The 15,970-nt window shown below is 72.7% G+C and carries 13 protein-coding genes; 1 reads left to right on the top strand and 12 read right to left on the bottom strand.

What is annotated here, in order from left to right; translation table 11 throughout:
- Positions 1-62: 62 nt before the first annotated feature.
- The 7 genes from topA to bldG all read right to left on the bottom strand — a co-directional run bounded on the left by topA (position 63) and on the right by bldG (position 10,009).
- Complete coding sequence (topA, locus tag ACSP97_RS19760) at positions 63-2,894, bottom strand: type I DNA topoisomerase (RefSeq protein WP_440553602.1); 2,832 nt, start codon at positions 2,892-2,894, stop codon at positions 63-65.
- 268 nt (positions 2,895-3,162) lie between these two features.
- Entirely contained in the window at positions 3,163-3,360 is a 198-nt protein-coding gene (locus ACSP97_RS19755) for a hypothetical protein (RefSeq protein WP_358274354.1), read from the bottom strand.
- Positions 3,361-3,753: 393 nt separating this feature from the next.
- Positions 3,754-5,274, bottom strand: coding sequence for a class I SAM-dependent methyltransferase (locus ACSP97_RS19750; RefSeq protein WP_355149638.1), 1,521 nt, complete (start codon positions 5,272-5,274; stop codon positions 3,754-3,756).
- Between the two features lie 161 nt (positions 5,275-5,435).
- Positions 5,436-6,068: a small secreted protein gene (locus tag ACSP97_RS19745; RefSeq protein WP_355328036.1), complete on the bottom strand. Its 633-nt coding sequence runs from the start codon at positions 6,066-6,068 to the stop codon at positions 5,436-5,438.
- A gap of 192 nt (positions 6,069-6,260) precedes the next feature.
- Entirely contained in the window at positions 6,261-8,666 is a 2,406-nt protein-coding gene (locus tag ACSP97_RS19740) for a sodium-translocating pyrophosphatase (RefSeq protein ID WP_355149634.1), read from the bottom strand.
- Positions 8,667-8,998: 332 nt separating this feature from the next.
- Positions 8,999-9,436, bottom strand: a complete 438-nt coding sequence (locus tag ACSP97_RS19735; protein WP_355149632.1) for an ATP-binding protein — start codon at positions 9,434-9,436, stop codon at positions 8,999-9,001.
- A 231-nt stretch (positions 9,437-9,667) separates the two neighbouring features.
- Positions 9,668-10,009 (bottom strand): anti-sigma factor antagonist BldG, encoded by a 342-nt coding sequence (bldG, locus tag ACSP97_RS19730; protein ID WP_010986038.1) that lies wholly within the window; start codon positions 10,007-10,009, stop codon positions 9,668-9,670.
- Positions 10,010-10,090: 81 nt separating this feature from the next.
- On the opposite strand from bldG, the gene ACSP97_RS19725 reads away from it, so the two are divergent.
- Positions 10,091-12,820, top strand: coding sequence for a DEAD/DEAH box helicase (locus ACSP97_RS19725; RefSeq protein ID WP_440553598.1), 2,730 nt, complete (start codon positions 10,091-10,093; stop codon positions 12,818-12,820).
- Between the two features lie 78 nt (positions 12,821-12,898).
- Here the strand turns inward: ACSP97_RS19725 and ACSP97_RS19720 are convergent, their stop codons facing one another.
- The 5 genes from ACSP97_RS19720 to ACSP97_RS19700 all read right to left on the bottom strand — a co-directional run bounded on the left by ACSP97_RS19720 (position 12,899) and on the right by ACSP97_RS19700 (position 15,964).
- Complete coding sequence (locus tag ACSP97_RS19720; RefSeq protein WP_435851845.1) at positions 12,899-13,423, bottom strand: Rv3654c family TadE-like protein; 525 nt, start codon at positions 13,421-13,423, stop codon at positions 12,899-12,901.
- A gap of 188 nt (positions 13,424-13,611) precedes the next feature.
- Positions 13,612-13,950: a TadE family type IV pilus minor pilin gene (locus ACSP97_RS19715; RefSeq protein WP_355149628.1), complete on the bottom strand. Its 339-nt coding sequence runs from the start codon at positions 13,948-13,950 to the stop codon at positions 13,612-13,614.
- A gap of 22 nt (positions 13,951-13,972) precedes the next feature.
- Positions 13,973-14,182: a DUF4244 domain-containing protein gene (locus ACSP97_RS19710; RefSeq protein WP_355149626.1), complete on the bottom strand. Its 210-nt coding sequence runs from the start codon at positions 14,180-14,182 to the stop codon at positions 13,973-13,975.
- A gap of 102 nt (positions 14,183-14,284) precedes the next feature.
- Positions 14,285-15,061, bottom strand: coding sequence for a type II secretion system F family protein (locus tag ACSP97_RS19705; RefSeq protein ID WP_440553595.1), 777 nt, complete (start codon positions 15,059-15,061; stop codon positions 14,285-14,287).
- 57 nt (positions 15,062-15,118) lie between these two features.
- A complete protein-coding gene (locus ACSP97_RS19700; protein WP_440558455.1) occupies positions 15,119-15,964 on the bottom strand; it encodes a type II secretion system F family protein in 846 nt (281 codons plus the stop codon).
- Positions 15,965-15,970 lie beyond the last annotated feature (6 nt).

The raw sequence follows: 15,970 nt of genomic DNA, 5'->3' as shown, positions 1-15,970 counted from the left end.
GAGGAAAGCGTCGGCCGTCCGGACCGGGGGCCGGGGCTCGGCCCTCCGCGCCGGGCCGGGGCTCAGTCCTCCGTGCCGGAAGGCGTCGACTTGGCGGCCGTCGCCTTCTTGGCGGTCGTCTTCTTCGCCGTCGTCTTCTTCGCGGCGCTCGCCGTCTTCTTGGCCGCCGCCTTCTTCGCGGCGGTCTTCTTCGCCGGGGCGGTCTTCTTGGCCGCCGCCTTCTTCGCGGTCTTCTTGGCCGGGGCCTTCGCGCGCTTCTCGGCGAGCAGCTCGAAGCCGCGCTCGGGGGTGATCGTCTCGACGCTGTCGCCGGAGCGCAGGGTCGCGTTGGTCTCCCCGTCCGTGACGTACGGGCCGAAGCGGCCGTCCTTGACCACGACCGGCTTGTTGGAGACCGGGTCCTCGCCCAGCTCCTTCAGCGGCGGCTTGGCGGCGGCGCGCCCACGCTGCTTGGGCTGGGCGTAGATCGCCTGCGCCTCCTCCAGCGTGATCGTGAAGAGCTGGTCCTCGGACTGGAGCGAGCGCGAGTCCGTGCCCTTCTTCAGGTACGGGCCGTAGCGGCCGTTCTGCGCGGTGATCTCCACGCCGTCGGCGTCGGTGCCGACGACCCGCGGCAGGGACATCAGCTTCAGCGCGTCGTCCAGGGTCACCGTGTCCAGCGACATGGACTTGAAGAGGGAGGCCGTGCGCGGCTTCACCGCGTTCTTGCCGGTCTTCGGGGTGCCCTCGGGGAGCACCTCGGTGACGTACGGGCCGTAGCGGCCGTCCTTGGCCACGATGGTGTGGCCGGTCTGCGGGTCGGTGCCCAGCTCGAAGTCGCCGCTCGGCTTGGCCAGCAGTTCCTCGGCCAGCTCGACGGTCAGCTCGTCCGGCGCCAGGTCGTCCGGGATGTCGGCGCGCTGGTGCTGCTCGGTGTCCTTCTCGCCGCGCTCGATGTACGGGCCGTAGCGGCCGACGCGCAGCACGATGTCGTTGCCCACCGGGAACGAGGAGACCTCGCGGGCGTCGATCGCGCCCAGGTCGGTCACCAGCTCCTTCAGGCCGCCGAGGTGGTCGCCGTCGCCGTTGCCCGCGTCGGCCGCGGCGCCGGTGACGTTGCCCTCGCCGAAGTAGAAGCGCCGCAGCCACGGCACCGCCTTGGCCTCGCCGCGGGCGATGCGGTCGAGGTCGTCCTCCATCTTGGCGGTGAAGTCGTAGTCGACCAGCCGGCCGAAGTGCTTCTCCAGGAGGTTCACGACGGCGAACGACAGGAAGGACGGCACGAGCGCCGTGCCCTTCTTGAACACGTAGCCGCGGTCCAGGATGGTGCCGATGATCGACGCGTAGGTCGACGGGCGGCCGATCTCGCGCTCTTCCAGCTCCTTGACCAGGGATGCCTCGGTGTAGCGGGCCGGGGGCTTGGTGGCGTGGCCGTCGACCGTGATCTCGTCGGCGGACAGCGCGTCGCCCTCGGCGACCTGCGGCAGCCGGCGCTCGCGGTCGTCCAGCTCGGCGTTGGGGTCGTCGGCGCCCTCGACATAGGCCTTGAGGAAGCCGTGGAAGGTGATCGTCTTGCCGGAGGCGCTGAACTCCGCGTCCCGGCCGTCGGCGGCGGTGCCACCGATCTTCACGGTCACGCTGTTGCCGGTCGCGTCCTTCATCTGGGAGGCGACGGTCCGCTTCCAGATCAGCTCGTACAGCTTGAACTGGTCGCCGGTCAGGCCGGTCTCCGCGGGCGTGCGGAAACGATCACCCGAGGGGCGGATCGCCTCGTGCGCCTCCTGCGCGTTCTTCACCTTGGCGGCGTACGTACGCGGCTGCGGGGGCAGGTATTCGGCGCCGTACAGCTGCGTGACCTGGGCGCGGGCGGCCGCGATGGCGGTCTCGCTCAGCGTCGTGGAGTCCGTACGCATGTACGTGATGTAGCCGTTCTCGTACAGCTTCTGCGCGATCTGCATCGTCGCCTTGGCGCCGAAGCCGAGCTTGCGGCTGGCCTCCTGCTGGAGCGTCGTCGTACGGAACGGCGCGTACGGCGAGCGGCGGTACGGCTTGGACTCCACCGAGCGCACGGAGAAGCGGGTGTTCTCCAGGGCGGCGGCCAGCCCGCGGGCGGTCGCCTCGTCCAGGTGGAGCGTGTTCGCGCTCTTCAGCCGCCCGAGGGAGTCGAAGTCACGGCCCTGTGCGACACGCCGGCCGTCGACCGTCTGGAGACGGGCGACCAGCGAGGACGGGTCCGAGGGGTCGCCGGCCCGGCCGGTGCCGAAGGTGCCGGTCAGGTCCCAGTACTCGGCGGAGCGGAAGGCGATGCGCTCGCGTTCCCGCTCGACGACGAGCCGGGTCGCGACGGACTGGACACGGCCGGCCGACAGCCGGGGCATGACCTTCTTCCACAGCACCGGGGAGACCTCGTAGCCGTAGAGGCGGTCGAGGATGCGGCGGGTCTCCTGGGCGTCGACCAGCTTCTGGTTGAGCTGGCGCGGGTTGGCGACGGCCTCCCGGATGGCGTCCTTGGTGATCTCGTGGAAGACCATCCGCTTGACCGGGATCTTCGGCTTCAGGACTTCCTGGAGGTGCCAGGCGATGGCCTCGCCCTCGCGGTCCTCATCGGTGGCGAGGAAGAGCTCGTCGGAGTCCTTCAGCAGATCCTTGAGCTTCTTGACCTGCGCCTTCTTGTCCGCGTTGACGACGTAGACCGGCTGGAAGTCGTGCTCCACGTCCACGCCGAGGCGGCGGACCTCGCCGGTGTACTTCTCGGGCACCTCGGCGGCGCCGTTGGGGAGGTCACGGATGTGCCCGACGCTCGCCTCGACGGTGTAGCCGGGGCCGAGGTAGCCCTTGATCGTCTTCGCCTTGGCAGGCGACTCGACGATGACGAGTCGGCGGCCGCCCTGTGCGGTCTCGCTGGTCGGGGACAACTTCGCTCTTCTCTCCGGTCGACGCTTTGGCCTCCCCAGGCCTTCGTCCCGGGGTCGCGGCGTACTGCTGGCACGTGTGACGCTGCGGAGTGTGACGGTACATCCCGCCCCCGTGTCAAACGGGAAAAGCCCACAACGGCCACTCGAACGGTAACCCGACTACCGGCATTCCTGCCGCCCGGAGTGCCGGGTACCCCGGTGCGGCCTGTCCGGAGCGTATTGCTCCTCTTACTTTCGCGGCACGCTTTGGGAAGGACGCACGCCGACGTCAGAGGCGGGTGAGGCAGTAGCCGCCGAGGACCAGCGCCAGGGCTGCGGCGAGGCTCGCGACGGTGGCCGATGCGACCCGGTTCACACCGTCCGCCACCGGCTCCCCGCGCCGCAGCCGTACGCCGGTCCACACCAGGAGGGCGGCCCCGAACAGGGCGAACACCGCCCCCGCGAAGATCTCCGGTCCGCTTTCCATCTCCCGCCCGCCCCCTCTTTCCCCGCCCTGCGCGGGGAGCGTGACACGCCGGAGGGACACGGAGGGGACCGGCGGGCGACATCGGGGTGAACGACCTCCCGGCCGCCCCGGCGCCCCCGAGCGGGGGCCGGCCGCCTGGACCTTCCGCCCCGCAGGACCCGCACTATTCCGGCCGTTTTGCCGCCGGGTGTGCCGGAGGCATACGACGGGCGCGCGGCGGGGGCGGCACGCGGGGGGGCGTCCGGGGAGGGAGGGGCGGTGGTGACTGCCGGGGCGGGGCGCCGGGGGCGCACACGCCGGTGACCCGGCGACGCCCCCTCGGCGACGCGCGGGCGGCCCGGCCCGTCGGCTGGGCGGCGGGCCGGGCCGGCGGGACCACCCGCCCTCGTCACCTCACTGCGCCGGCTCCAGGAAACCCTGCTCGACGAGGAGCCTGATCTGGGCCGGGGTCTGGTCGCGCAGCCGGACGGAGTCCTCGCCCATCAGCTGGGCGATGGCGTCCAGGATGCGGCCGGCGCTCAGGCTGCCGTCGCACACGCCCGCGAAACCGGCGCCGACCGTGTCCACCTTGGTGGCACGGCGCATGCCGCGGTGCTGGCGCAGGACCACATGTTCGGGATCCTCCGCGCCGGGCAGCCCGACCTGCTCCTGCACCACCTCGCCGACCAGCCGGAAGTGGCTGGCGAGCAGGGCCGCGTCGTCGTGCTCCCGGAGGTAGTCGAGGCGGTCGAAGTGCGCCCGGATGGTGTCCCCGAGGGGCTGCTCGACCGGGTGCGGCCACTCCTCCACCGTGATGGAGGGCTCGGCCGCGCCCGTCCTGCGCAGGGTGATCCAGCCGAAGCCGACCGCCCTGACCTTGCGCGCCTCGAACTCGTCGAGCCAGGCGTCGTACCGCGCCTGGTACTCCGCCGGGTCCCCGCGGTGGTCCCCGGCGTCCCTCAGCCACAGCTCGGCGTACTGCGTGACGTCCTGCACCTCGCGCTGCACGATCCAGGCATCGCACCCGCGCGGCACCCACGACCTGAGCCTGTCCTGCCAGTCCTCCCCCGCCACGTGCTGCCAGTTCGCGAGGAACTGCGCGAACCCGCCCTCGTTCAGCCGTTCCCCCGCCTGCTGAACGAGCGAGCGGCACAGATCGTCCCCGCCCATCCCGCCGTCGCGGTAGGTGAGCCGCGCGCCGGGGGAGATGACGAAGGGCGGGTTGGAGACGATCAGGTCGAACTTCTCGTCGTCCCGGACCGGTTCGAACAGCGAGCCCTCGCGCAGCTCGGCGGCGGGGGCGCCGGAGAGGGCCAGCGTGAGCGCGGTGATGTGCAGGGCGCGCGGATTGAGATCGGTGGCCGTCACGCGCGTGGCGTGCCGCGAGGCGTGCAGCGCCTGGATGCCGGAGCCGGTGCCGAGGTCCAGCGCGGCGGCGACGGGCGTGCGCACGGTGATGCCGGCCAGTGTGGTGGACGCGCCGCCGACACCGAGCACCACACCTTCGGCGCGCTGTCCGATGCCGCCCGCGCCACCGACCGCGCACCCGAGGTCGGAGACGATGAACCAGTCCTCGCCGCCGGGACCGCCGTACGGCCGCACGTCCACGGTGGCGGCCACCTCGTCGCCGCCCACCCGTGTGAGCCAACCGGCCTCGACGGCCTCCTCGACGGGGAGCACGGCTGCCACCCGCTCCCGCGCCACGGGCTGCTGGAGCAGGAAGAGCCGTACGAGGGTCTCCAGCGGCGTGTCGCCACGGGTCGCCCTGAGCGCGGGCACGGTCTCGCTGCGGGCCAGCGCCGCGTACGCGGGGGCGCCGAGCAGGTCGAGCAGACCGTCGGCGGTGAAGGAGGCGGCCAGCAGCGCGTCCCGCAGGCGCGCGGTGGTCTCGGGCCGGTCGGCGGCGGGCAGGGAGGCGGGTCCGGAGTCAGTCACGCCCCCATTGTGTCCCGCGCGCCCCGTCAGGGACGGCCTGAGCACGCCCGGCGAGGGGGCGGCGCCGGCAACGGCCGCGCACCCCGGCCCGCCGACCGCCGACGGCGACACCGGCCCGCCACGGCCCTCGTCACGGCATCGACCCGGCCCCTGGGACGGCGTCAGCCCGCCGCGGCGCCCGTGGACGGCGACGCGGACGCCGCGTCGGCGACCTTCTTGCAGCTGGCCTGCTGCGCGATGGCGTCCTGGACCTCGCCCTGCTGGAGCTTCTTCAGCGACTCGGTGCCACTCTGGTGCTTCTTCTCCAGCTCCGTCATCTGCTGGGCGACGTCGTGCAGCCCGGAGGCGAACTTCGCCTGGTCCTTGGTGTTCAGCCCGTCGACCTGCTTCTTCAGGTCGGCGTAGGAGGCCGCCAGGCTGTTGAAGCTCCTGACGACGTCGTTCAGCCGCTTGGCGCCGTCCTCGACCCCGGGGGGCGCACCGGCCTCGTTGACGGCGGTGGCGATCGCCTTGTAGCCGTCGGCCATGTCCTGGAAGGCCTGGGAGTCGGTCTTCTGGAGCGTCTCGGGCTTGGCGGTGTCGGCGGCGGTCGTGGAGATCGCGTCGTTGGCCGCCTTGATCTTCGCGTCCTGCGCGGGCACGGCGTCGCACACCGACTTGGCCCAGGCGACCAGCTTGGGGTCGGGGCCCTTGGGCGCGCTGTTGCTGCTGCAGCCCGACAGCGCCACCACCAGTACCGCACCGCCGGACAGTGCGGCCGCGAGCTTCTTGTTCACCGGATTGGTCCCTTCCATGGCTCTCGGGCCCCGGACCCTACACGGCGGACGCACACCCTCCGCACACCGATCGCCCCCTAGGTACCTTTTCTTACTTTTTGCGCGAGAGAAGGCTCACGGCGGCACCGCACCCGCACACACGGACGGGCGGGCGGCACGCCGTCAGCACGCGCCGTCCGCCCGCCGGTTACCCGGGCTCCGCCCGAAAACCTACGAAACCACCGCCGCGTCCGCCGAGTTGGCGACCCGCTCGGCACTCTCGTCGTCGCCGACGGCGATGCCGCGCCGCTTGGAGACGTACACGGACACGATGATCACCAGCAGCGCGAGGATCGCGATCCCGATCCGCACGCCGAGGTTCTTGTCGCTGCCGTAGGAGAACTTGATCACCGCGGGCGCGATGAGCAGCGAGACCAGGTTCATGACCTTCAGCAGCGGGTTGATGGCCGGGCCGGCGGTGTCCTTGAAGGGGTCGCCGACCGTGTCGCCGATCACCGTGGCCGCGTGGGCCTCGCTGCCCTTGCCGCCGTGGTGGCCGTCCTCCACCAGCTTCTTGGCGTTGTCCCAGGCGCCGCCGGAGTTGGCGAGGAACACCGCCATCAGCGTGCCCGCGCCGATCGCGCCGGCCAGGTAGGAGCCGAGCGAGCCGACCCCGAGCGTGAACCCGACGAAGATCGGCGCCATCACCGCGAGCAGACCGGGCGTGGCCAGCTCCCGCAGGGCGTCCTTGGTGCAGATGTCGACGACCTTGCCGTACTCGGGCTTCTCCGTGAAGTCCATGATCCCGGGCTTCTCGCGGAACTGCCGCCGCACCTCGAACACCACCGAACCCGCCGAACGTGACACGGCATTGATGGCCAGGCCGGAGAAGAGGAAGACGACCGCGGCGCCCGCGATCAGACCGACCAGGTTGTTGGGCTGCGAGATGTCCAGGGACAGGCTCAGCGGCGCGCCCGGCCCGGTGAGCTTGGCCCCGACGTCCTGCACATTGGTGGTGATCGCGTCGCGGTACGACCCGAACAGCGCCGACGCGGCGAGCACGGCGGTGGCGATGGCGATGCCCTTGGTGATGGCCTTGGTGGTGTTGCCGACCGCGTCCAGGTTGGTGAGCACCTGCGCGCCCGCGCCCTCGACGTCGCCGGACATCTCGGCGATGCCCTGCGCGTTGTCGGAGACCGGCCCGAAGGTGTCCATGGCGACGATCACGCCGACCGTGGTGAGCAGGCCGGTGCCGGCCAGCGCCACCGCGAACAGCGCGAGCATGATCGAGGTGCCGCCGAGCAGGAACGCGCCGTACACGCCGAGCCCGATGAGCAGCGCGGTGTAGACGGCGGACTCCAGGCCGACCGAGATGCCGGACAGCACGACGGTGGCGGGACCGGTCAGGGAGGTCTTGCCGATGTCGCGGACCGGGCGCCGGGTGGTCTCGGTGAAGTAGCCGGTCAGCTGCTGGATGACGGCGGCGAGCAGGATGCCGATGGCCACCGCGACCAGGGCGAGGATCCGCGGGTCGCCGTCCTTGCCCTTGATCGCCGCGTCCGTGACACCGCTGAGGCCGGAGTACGTCGACGGCAGGTAGACGAAGACCGCGACGGCGACCAGCGCGAGGGAGATCACCGCGGAGATGAAGAAGCCGCGGTTGATCGCGGACATGCCGCTGCGGTCGGCGCGGCGCGGGGCGACCGCGAAGATGCCGATCATCGCGGTGATCACCCCGATGGCGGGCACCAGCAGAGGGAAGGCGAGCCCGGAGTCGCCGAACGCGGCCTTGCCGAGGATCAGCGCGGCCACCAGGGTGACGGCGTAGGACTCGAACAGGTCGGCCGCCATGCCGGCGCAGTCGCCGACGTTGTCGCCCACGTTGTCGGCGATGGTCGCGGCATTGCGCGGGTCGTCCTCCGGAATGCCCTGCTCGACCTTGCCGACCAGGTCGGCGCCGACGTCGGCGGCCTTGGTGAAGATGCCGCCGCCCACACGCATGAACATGGCGATCAGAGCGGCGCCGAGACCGAAGCCCTCCAGGACCTTCGGCGCGTCGGCGGCATAGACCAGCACCACACAAGAGGCACCCAGCAGGCCGAGGCCCACGGTGAACATGCCGACGACACCGCCCGTGCGAAATGCGATCTTCATCGCGGTGTGCGAGACGGTCGTGAGGTCTTTTTCGGGTTCGCCTTCGCCCGGCGTGGCTTCCCGGGCCGCCGCGGCGACCCGGACATTGCTTCGTACGGCGAGCCACATGCCGATATAACCGGTGGCCGCCGAGAACACGGCTCCGATCAGGAAGAACACCGAACGCCCGGCACGCTGATTCCAGTCGTCCGCGGGCAGCAGCAGGAGCAGGAAGAAGACGACCACGGCGAATACGCCGAGTGTGCGCAGCTGCCGGGCGAGATACGCCTTGGCGCCTTCCTGCACCGCTTCGGCGATCTTCTTCATGCTGTCGGTGCCCTCGCCCGCCGCAAGCACCTGGCGCACCAGGATCCCCGCGACCACCAGCGCGGCGAGGGCGACCGCCGCGATGACGGCCACGATGACCCTGTTGCCGTCGGTGAGTACCGCGGCCGCGAGGGATGTGGGGTGGTCCAACTGAGAGGGGGTAGAAAGCCCCGCCATTCGTCCTCCTTGACGCTTGGGCTGAGCTCAAGATGTGGACGGATTGTAGGTACCAGTGAGTGATGCCAAAAGAGCACGGTAAACGGAATTGCCTTGCCCGCCCAGGTGAGCGAACCCGAAAGAAGTAATGCCTCAAAGGCATTGACGGACGCCGTCGGTCCCATTGAACCTTGATCGAATGATACGGCTATTGATCGTGAATTCCTTCACGAATTCCGGGGCCCGTCTTTCGGCCGATCTTCCGACGGCGGGAAACGGTCTGCCCACAACGCGATCAGGGCCCCGCGCTCGGCAGGGCCCTGAGGTGGTTCGGAGGTGGTCGGGTGGTGGCGTCAGGCGGCGGTGACGGCCGGCGGGGCGGCCGGCCAGGTCATGCGGATCAGTCCGCCGTTCTCGCCGGTGGTGACCTCGACGTCGTCCACGAGGCCGCTGATGACCGCGAGGCCCATCTCGTCCTCCTCGGTCTCCACGTCCGCGTCGGCGGCGGCGCCCCGGGAGGTCCGCTCGGCGGGGACCGCGTGCGGGGCCTCGTCGCCGACCTCGATGGAGAACTGTTTCTCCTCCTCGATCAGCGCCACCTTCACGGGCGCCGTGATGCCACCGCTCTGGTGCAGTCCCACGGCACGGGAGCAGGCCTCGCCCACGGCGAGCCGGACCTCGTCCAGGACGGCCTCGTCCACTCCGGCCCTGCGCGCCACCGCTGCCGCCACCAACCGGGCGGTCCGGACGTGCTCGGGCAGCGCGCTGAAGCGGAGTTCGACGGTGGCCATGCATCCCCCTCGCGACTACGGGACTGCGGACGGGCCGGCCCGCGAACCGGCCCTCATGAACTTCGATACCCGGATCCTTCCGGGCACACCCGGCACGGGCCCCTACGAAGTACGAGTCCGGCCGGACCGGTCCAGGACGGGCACACCGACGTCCGCACCGGTCACCAGCCGTCGGTCAGGACGGTCGGCGACCGGAGTCGGCCGGTGGCCCGCCAAGGGCCGGCGACAGGGTCAGTCGGTGGCCGCCACCGCTTCCTCGACCGAGGTGTGAATCGGGAACACCTTGGTGAGGCCGGTGATGCGGAAGATCTTGAGAATGCGCTCCTGGTTGCAGACCAGGCGCAGCGAGCCCTCATGGGCACGCACTCGCTTCAGGCCGCCGACCAGCACGCCGAGACCGGTGGAGTCGAGGAAGTCCACGCCCTCCATGTCGACGACAAGGTGGAAATTGCCGTCGTTCACCAGCTCGACCAGCTGCTCGCGCAGCTTGGGCGCGGTGTAAACATCGATTTCGCCACCGACCTCGACGACCGTACGATCGCCGACGGTACGGGTCGACAGGGACAGGTCCACGGATCCTCCAGCACCTTGCTATCGAGCGGTCGCCCCTCGGGCACCTCGGCTTGCGGCCCCCGGGACGCAACGCCAGCCGCGATGGCATTCAATCACTTACCGGCAGGCGTGCACGACGCCTTGACTCCATTGTCCGTCACGCCAGTGACACACTCGGTGCCGATGGCCAACAATCACCGATCCGATCGACCCGTGCGGGACCCGGCGTCCCGCCCGTCGCCGGGCACGGTCCTGGACCGGCTCGCGTCCGGTCCGAGCCGGGCTGCGCGCATCACTCATACGGAGCACTTGCCCCCGCGTACGGGGCGCCATGCCGTCTGGCCTGACCGGATTCGGCCGGAGGTGATCGCGGCCTTGCGAGAGTGCGGCATCGAGCATCCCTGGGCGCACCAGGCGCTGGCCGCCGAGCACGCCCTGGACGGCGACTCGGTGATCGTCGCCACCGGCACCGCCTCCGGGAAATCGCTCGCCTACCTCGTCCCCGTGCTGTCCACCCTTCTGGAGGGTTCCCAGGCGCCGAACGGCCGAGGGGCCACCGCGCTGTACCTCTCCCCCACCAAGGCGCTCGCGGCGGATCAGTGCCGGTCGGTGAAGGAACTTTCACAACCTCTCGGCACCGCAGTACGCCCGGCCGTGTACGACGGCGACACTCCGTTCGAAGAACGCGAGTGGGTCCGGCAGTACGCCAACTACGTCCTCACCAACCCCGACATGCTGCACCGCGGGATCCTGCCCTCCCACCCGCGCTGGTCCTCCTTCCTGAAGTCGCTCAAGTACGTCGTGATCGACGAGTGCCACACCTACCGGGGCGTCTTCGGCTCGCACGTCGCCCAGGTGCTGCGCCGGCTGCGCCGCGTCTGCGCCCGCTACGGCTCCTTCCCGGTCTTCCTGCTGGCCTCCGCGACCGCCGCCGAGCCCGCCGTCGCCGCCCGCCGGCTGACCGGTCTGCCGGTGGTCGAGGTCGCCGACGACGCCTCCCCGCGCGGCGAGCTGGTCTTCGCCCTCTGGGAGCCGCCGCTCACCGAGCTGCACGGCGAGAGGGGCGCACCCGTGCGGCGTACCGCCACCGCCGAGACCGCCGATCTGCTGACCGACCTGACCGTGCAGGGCGTGCGCTCGGTCGCCTTCGTACGGTCCCGGCGCGGCGCGGAGCTGATCTCGGTGATCGCCCAGGAGAAACTGGCCGAGGTCGACCGCTCCCTGGTCCGGCGGGTCGCGGCCTACCGGGGCGGCTACCTCCCCGAGGAGCGCCGCGCCCTGGAGCGCGCCCTGCACTCCGGGGAACTCCTCGGTCTCGCCGCCACCACGGCCCTGGAACTGGGCGTGGACGTCTCCGGGCTGGACGCGGTGGTGATCGCCGGCTACCCGGGCACCCGAGCCTCCCTGTGGCAGCAGGCGGGCCGCGCCGGCCGCTCCGGCGAGGGCGCCCTCGCGGTCCTGGTCGCCCGCGACGATCCGCTGGACACCTTCCTCGTCCACCACCCGGAGGCGCTGTTCGACCAGCCGGTGGAGTCGACCGTCCTCGATCCCGACAACCCCTACGTCCTCGCCCCGCACCTGTGCGCCGCCGCCGCGGAGCTCCCGCTGACCGAGGAGGACCTGGAGCTGTTCGGGCCCGCCTGCGCCGATGTGCTGCCGCAGCTGGAGGCCGCGAAGCTGCTGCGCCGGCGGACCCGGGCCTGGCACTGGACCCGCCGGGAGCGGGCCGCCGACCTCACCGACATCCGCGGCACGGGCGGCCGGCCGGTGCAGATCGTGGAGGAAGGCACCGGGCGGCTGCTCGGCACGGTGGACGCCGCCGCCGCGCACTCCACGGTCCACGAGGGCGCGGTCCACCTCCACCAGGGCCGCACCTATCTGGTGCGCTCCCTCGACCTGGAGGACTCGGTCGCCCTGGTGGAGCAGGCCGACCCGCCGTACTCGACGGTCGCCCGGGACACCACCGCCATCTCCGTCCTGGAGACCGACGCCGAGATCCCCTGGGGCGACGGACGCCTGTGCTACGGCTCCGTCGAGGTCACCAACCAGGTGGTCTCCTTCCTGCGCAGACGCCTGATCACCGGTGAGGTGCTGGGCGAGACCAAGCTCGATCTGCCGCCGCGCACGCTGCGCACCCGCGCGGTGTGGTGGACGGTCACCGAGGACCAACTGGACGAGGCCCGGATCACCCCGGAGATCCTCGGCGGCTCCCTGCACGCCGCCGAGCACGCCTCCATCGGCATGCTGCCGCTCTTCGCGACCTGCGACCGCTGGGACATCGGCGGCGTGTCCGTGCCGCTGCATCCCGACACCCTCCTTCCCACGGTCTTCGTGTACGACGGCCATCCCGGCGGCGCGGGCTTCGCCGAGCGCGCCTTCCACACCGCCCGCGCCTGGCTGGCCGCCACCCGCGAGGCCATCGCCTCCTGCGAGTGCGAGGCCGGCTGCCCGTCCTGCATCCAGTCCCCCAAGTGCGGCAACGGCAACGACCCCCTGCACAAGAGAGGCGCGGTCCGCCTCCTCACGGTCCTGCTGCGCGGAGCACCGGAGGAAGGGCCGGATGACGGGCCGGGAGAAGGCCGGCCAGGAGAACGGCCAGGGGATGAGTTGAGGCCACGGCCGGAAGGGCTGGGAGAAAGGGCGGCTGCGGCTCCGCCCTCGGGTCCCGATCCGGCTCCGCCCTCGGGTCCCGATCCGGACCCGGCCCCGGGTCCCGCTCCGGACCCGGCCCCGGGTCCCGCTCCGGACCCGGCCCCGGGTTCCGCTCCGGCTCCGGTTCCGCCTCCACATCCGGCTCCGAGCCCGGCTCCCGGACAGTCGCCCCAGGTCTGAGCGCGGACGGCGGCGGACCGGGCGGAGACGGACCCGGCGTGGGCCGGCGGAGTGGGGAGCCGAGCGGATCCGGCCGGATTACGGCAAGTCACGCGGCGACCGGTCAGGCGGAGAAAGGTCAGGCGGAGGCAGACCGGGTGGCGGCGGCTCGGGCGCGGACAGGCCCGGTTGCCGCAGGCCTTGCGGTGGCGGACCCGCCGGGCCCGCCCTCGCCCTGACCCGCGCCGTGAACGGGCCCCTTCCCGAGGCCGCGGTCACGTCCGAGATCTCGCCGTCGACCGTGCACCGCACCAGCCGTGCGCCCTGGACCGCCGCCAGCCGACCGGCCCGGGCGCAGGCCGCCGGGCCGCCCTCGGCCCAGTGGTCCGCCGCCGCGAGCGCCGCGAGATCGGCACCGCCGGCCGCCCGGTGCCGGACGACCACGGCGTGTCCGAGGGCGAGCACGGCGCCGAACACCACACAGAGCACCGCGATCACCCCGAGGCTCCAGACGGAGGCGGAGCCCCGGTCGGCACCGGGGCCGGTCCACCCGCCGGTGCCGTGCTCAGGGACGCACCGGCCGGCCACCGCTCCCCGAGCCCGGCCAGTCACCCGGGCCTCCATCCGGCCCCGTCCCGGCCTCAGAGCCCTCAGACCGTGTCCCAACCTCGGAACCCGTCCTGGCCGAAGACCCCCTCCGGGCCTCAGCACCCGCCCCGACCAAGGACCCCCTTCCGGTCTCAGACCCTCTTCCGGCCTCGGACTCCCTTCCGGCCTCAGACCCACTTCCGGCCTCAGACCCGCTTCCGGCCTCATCGCTCCGCCCCCGGCGCCCCGACCGTCTCCTCCGCCAGTGCGACGGCGTCCTCGCGGAGTTCGAACGGCAGTCCGCTGAGCACCGGCGGCCGGGCCACCACCGTCACCCGGACCTGATCGCCCTCGCGCCCCACCGTCACCCGCGCCCCGCGCGGCGCCGCGTCCCGGGTCACCGACAGCACCGCGCCGGGCGGGTCCTGGCGGGCGGCGGACCGGGCGCCCGCACGGGCCGCGTCCACGCACCGGATCTGGGCGGCCACCACGAGCAGCCCCCAGACCAGCGCCATCGTGAACGCCACCAGCACGCAGAGCACCACGGCCGCCTCCACGGTCACGAACCCGCGGTCCGACCCCCGTTCACATCCGCGCACTGAGGGCCTTCTTCACGATGGACTGCAACTCCGCGCGGACCTGGCCGCTGGTGACGACCTCGTACAGCAGCACGGCGAAGCCGACGGCCGCGATGATGCCCATCGCGTATTCGGAGGTCACCATCCCGGCGTCCGCGCGGCACGCCCGCCGCAGCCCGGCCAGTGCGGCCACCGCTTTCCTGATCTTCCTGTTCATCTCAACCCCCGTGAGGTCTCGGTCCGTTCTCGTGTTCCTTGCTCGGCGGCCACGCTCGGCCGTCTCGGCGCCTCGCGCCTTTTCGTGCCCTTTTCGTGTGCGTCACCTCCCTGCCATGGCCCCGCCCGCGAGCCCGATCACCACGGGCAGCACGCCGATGGCGATGAAGGCGGGCAGGAAGCACAGGCCCACCGGGGCGGAGATCAGCACGGCCGCCCGGCGGGCCCGGGCCGTCGCGGCCCGCCCCCACTGCGCGCGGGTGTCCGAGGCGATGCGGGCCACCGGACCGGCCGCGGGCAGCCCCGACTCGTCGGCCCGCTCCAGCAGTCGGGCGAGGGGGCCGGCGCCGGGCAGCGCGGCCAGCCACCGCCAGGCGTCCGCCGGCGCGCCACCGAGCCGTGTCTCCGCCGCGCCCCGCGCCAGCGCCTGCCCGACGGGGCCGCCCAGGGCCTCCCCCACCGCCTGCGCGGCGACCACCGGTCCGGCGCCGGCCGCGATGCACGCCGCCAGCAGATCGGCGGCGAGCGGCAGTTGGCGCGCCGCCCCGGCGCTGTCCACGGTCTCCGGTCCGGCCGCCGCCTGTCGGCGCCACCACCGCCAGAGCACGACGCCGACGCCCAGCCCCAGCAGGCCCCCGGTGATTCCGCCGACCAGCACCCACACCCCGCCCGCCGCACCCACCGGCGGCAGCCATCGCCGTGCCGTGTCCGTGACCGGCAACCGCCGGCCGGGTGCCACCGGCTCGGGCGCCAGCAGCCCCACCGCCCGGTGCCTCGCCCGGCGCGCCCGGCGGACCTCCAGCACCAGCCGCACACCCCAGCCCAGCGCCACCACCGCGGCCGCGGCCGTCCCCAGCCTGTGCACAACATCCCCGTTCACGTCCTCACTCCTCGCCTCGTGTCCAAAACCGCTCGGCTCGGGCGGACGGCCGCTCCCTCACGCCGCCCCCGCTCCCCGCACGATCCGCGCCGCCCACCACAGCCCGGCCGCCTCGAACGCCGCGCCGATCAGCAGGCAGCCGAGGCCTGGGCCGGTGTGCAGGAGGACCCGCAGCGGGGCGGCGCCCAGGGCCGCACCGAGGAGCAGACCGAGGGCGGGCAGCGCCGCGAGCAGTACGGCGGTGGCTCTGGCGCCCGCCAACTGGGCGCGGAGATCGGCGCGTTGATCGCGTTCCGCGCGCAGCGCCGCGTCCAGCCGGTCCAGGCCGGCCGCGAGTCCCGCGCCCTGGTCGACGGCCACCCGCCAGCAGGCGGCCAGCCCGAGCAGTCCCTCGGCGCCCGCCCGGCGGGCCGCCACCGCGAGGGCACCGGGCACGTCCCCGCCGAAGCGGGCCGCCGCCACCACGGCCGCCTGCGCCCCGCCGAGCCCGCCCGAGTCCCGCGCCGCCCGCAGCAGCGCCTCCCCCGGCTGCCGTCCGGCGCGCACCTCACCGGCGAGCGCCCCGCACAGGGCGATCACCCGGTCCGCCCGTCGTTCCCGGGCGGTTCTCGCCCGCCGCGCCAGCCGCACCCGGCGCAGCACCGGCACCCCGGCCGCCCCCGCGACGACCGGAATCACCGAGGTGCCCAGCACCGCGAGCAGCAGCCCGGCGGCGAGGGCCCACCACTCGGCTCCCCAGCGGTCATGCAACCGCCGTACGGCCGCCGTGATTTGTTCCCGGGCCGGTGGCGTGGTCGTTGCCCCTGCGCCGCCGGCCAGCAGCAGCCTGGCCCGCCGCGTCCCGTGGTGCCGCTCGGCCAGCAGCCAGGCCGACGCCCCGAGACAGATCAGCGCGGCCCCCATCGACAG

This window comes from Streptomyces sp. SCPE 10 (assembly GCF_051980735.1).
Classification (GTDB): Bacteria; Actinomycetota; Actinomycetes; order Streptomycetales; family Streptomycetaceae; genus Streptomyces; species Streptomyces misionensis.
The sequence above is the reverse complement of the archived record's forward strand: the minus strand, read 5'-3'. Positions and strand labels throughout refer to the sequence as shown.

Bases quoted from the DNA above. Each gene is read 5' to 3' on its own strand.
- ACSP97_RS19755 (WP_358274354.1), bottom strand. From the start codon at position 3,360: ATGGAAAGCGGACCGGAGATCTTCGCGGGGGCGGTGTTCGCCCTGTTC.
- ACSP97_RS19745 (WP_355328036.1), bottom strand. From the start codon at position 6,068: ATGGAAGGGACCAATCCGGTGAACAAGAAGCTCGCGGCCGCACTGTCC.
- ACSP97_RS19740 (WP_355149634.1), bottom strand. From the start codon at position 8,666: ATGGCGGGGCTTTCTACCCCCTCTCAGTTGGACCACCCCACATCCCTC.
- ACSP97_RS19735 (WP_355149632.1), bottom strand. From the start codon at position 9,436: ATGGCCACCGTCGAACTCCGCTTCAGCGCGCTGCCCGAGCACGTCCGG.
- ACSP97_RS19725 (WP_440553598.1), top strand. From the start codon at position 10,091: ATGGCATTCAATCACTTACCGGCAGGCGTGCACGACGCCTTGACTCCA.
- ACSP97_RS19720 (WP_435851845.1), bottom strand. From the start codon at position 13,423: ATGGAGGCCCGGGTGACTGGCCGGGCTCGGGGAGCGGTGGCCGGCCGG.
- ACSP97_RS19710 (WP_355149626.1), bottom strand. From the start codon at position 14,182: ATGAACAGGAAGATCAGGAAAGCGGTGGCCGCACTGGCCGGGCTGCGG.
- ACSP97_RS19700 (WP_440558455.1), bottom strand. From the start codon at position 15,964: ATGGGGGCCGCGCTGATCTGTCTCGGGGCGTCGGCCTGGCTGCTGGCC.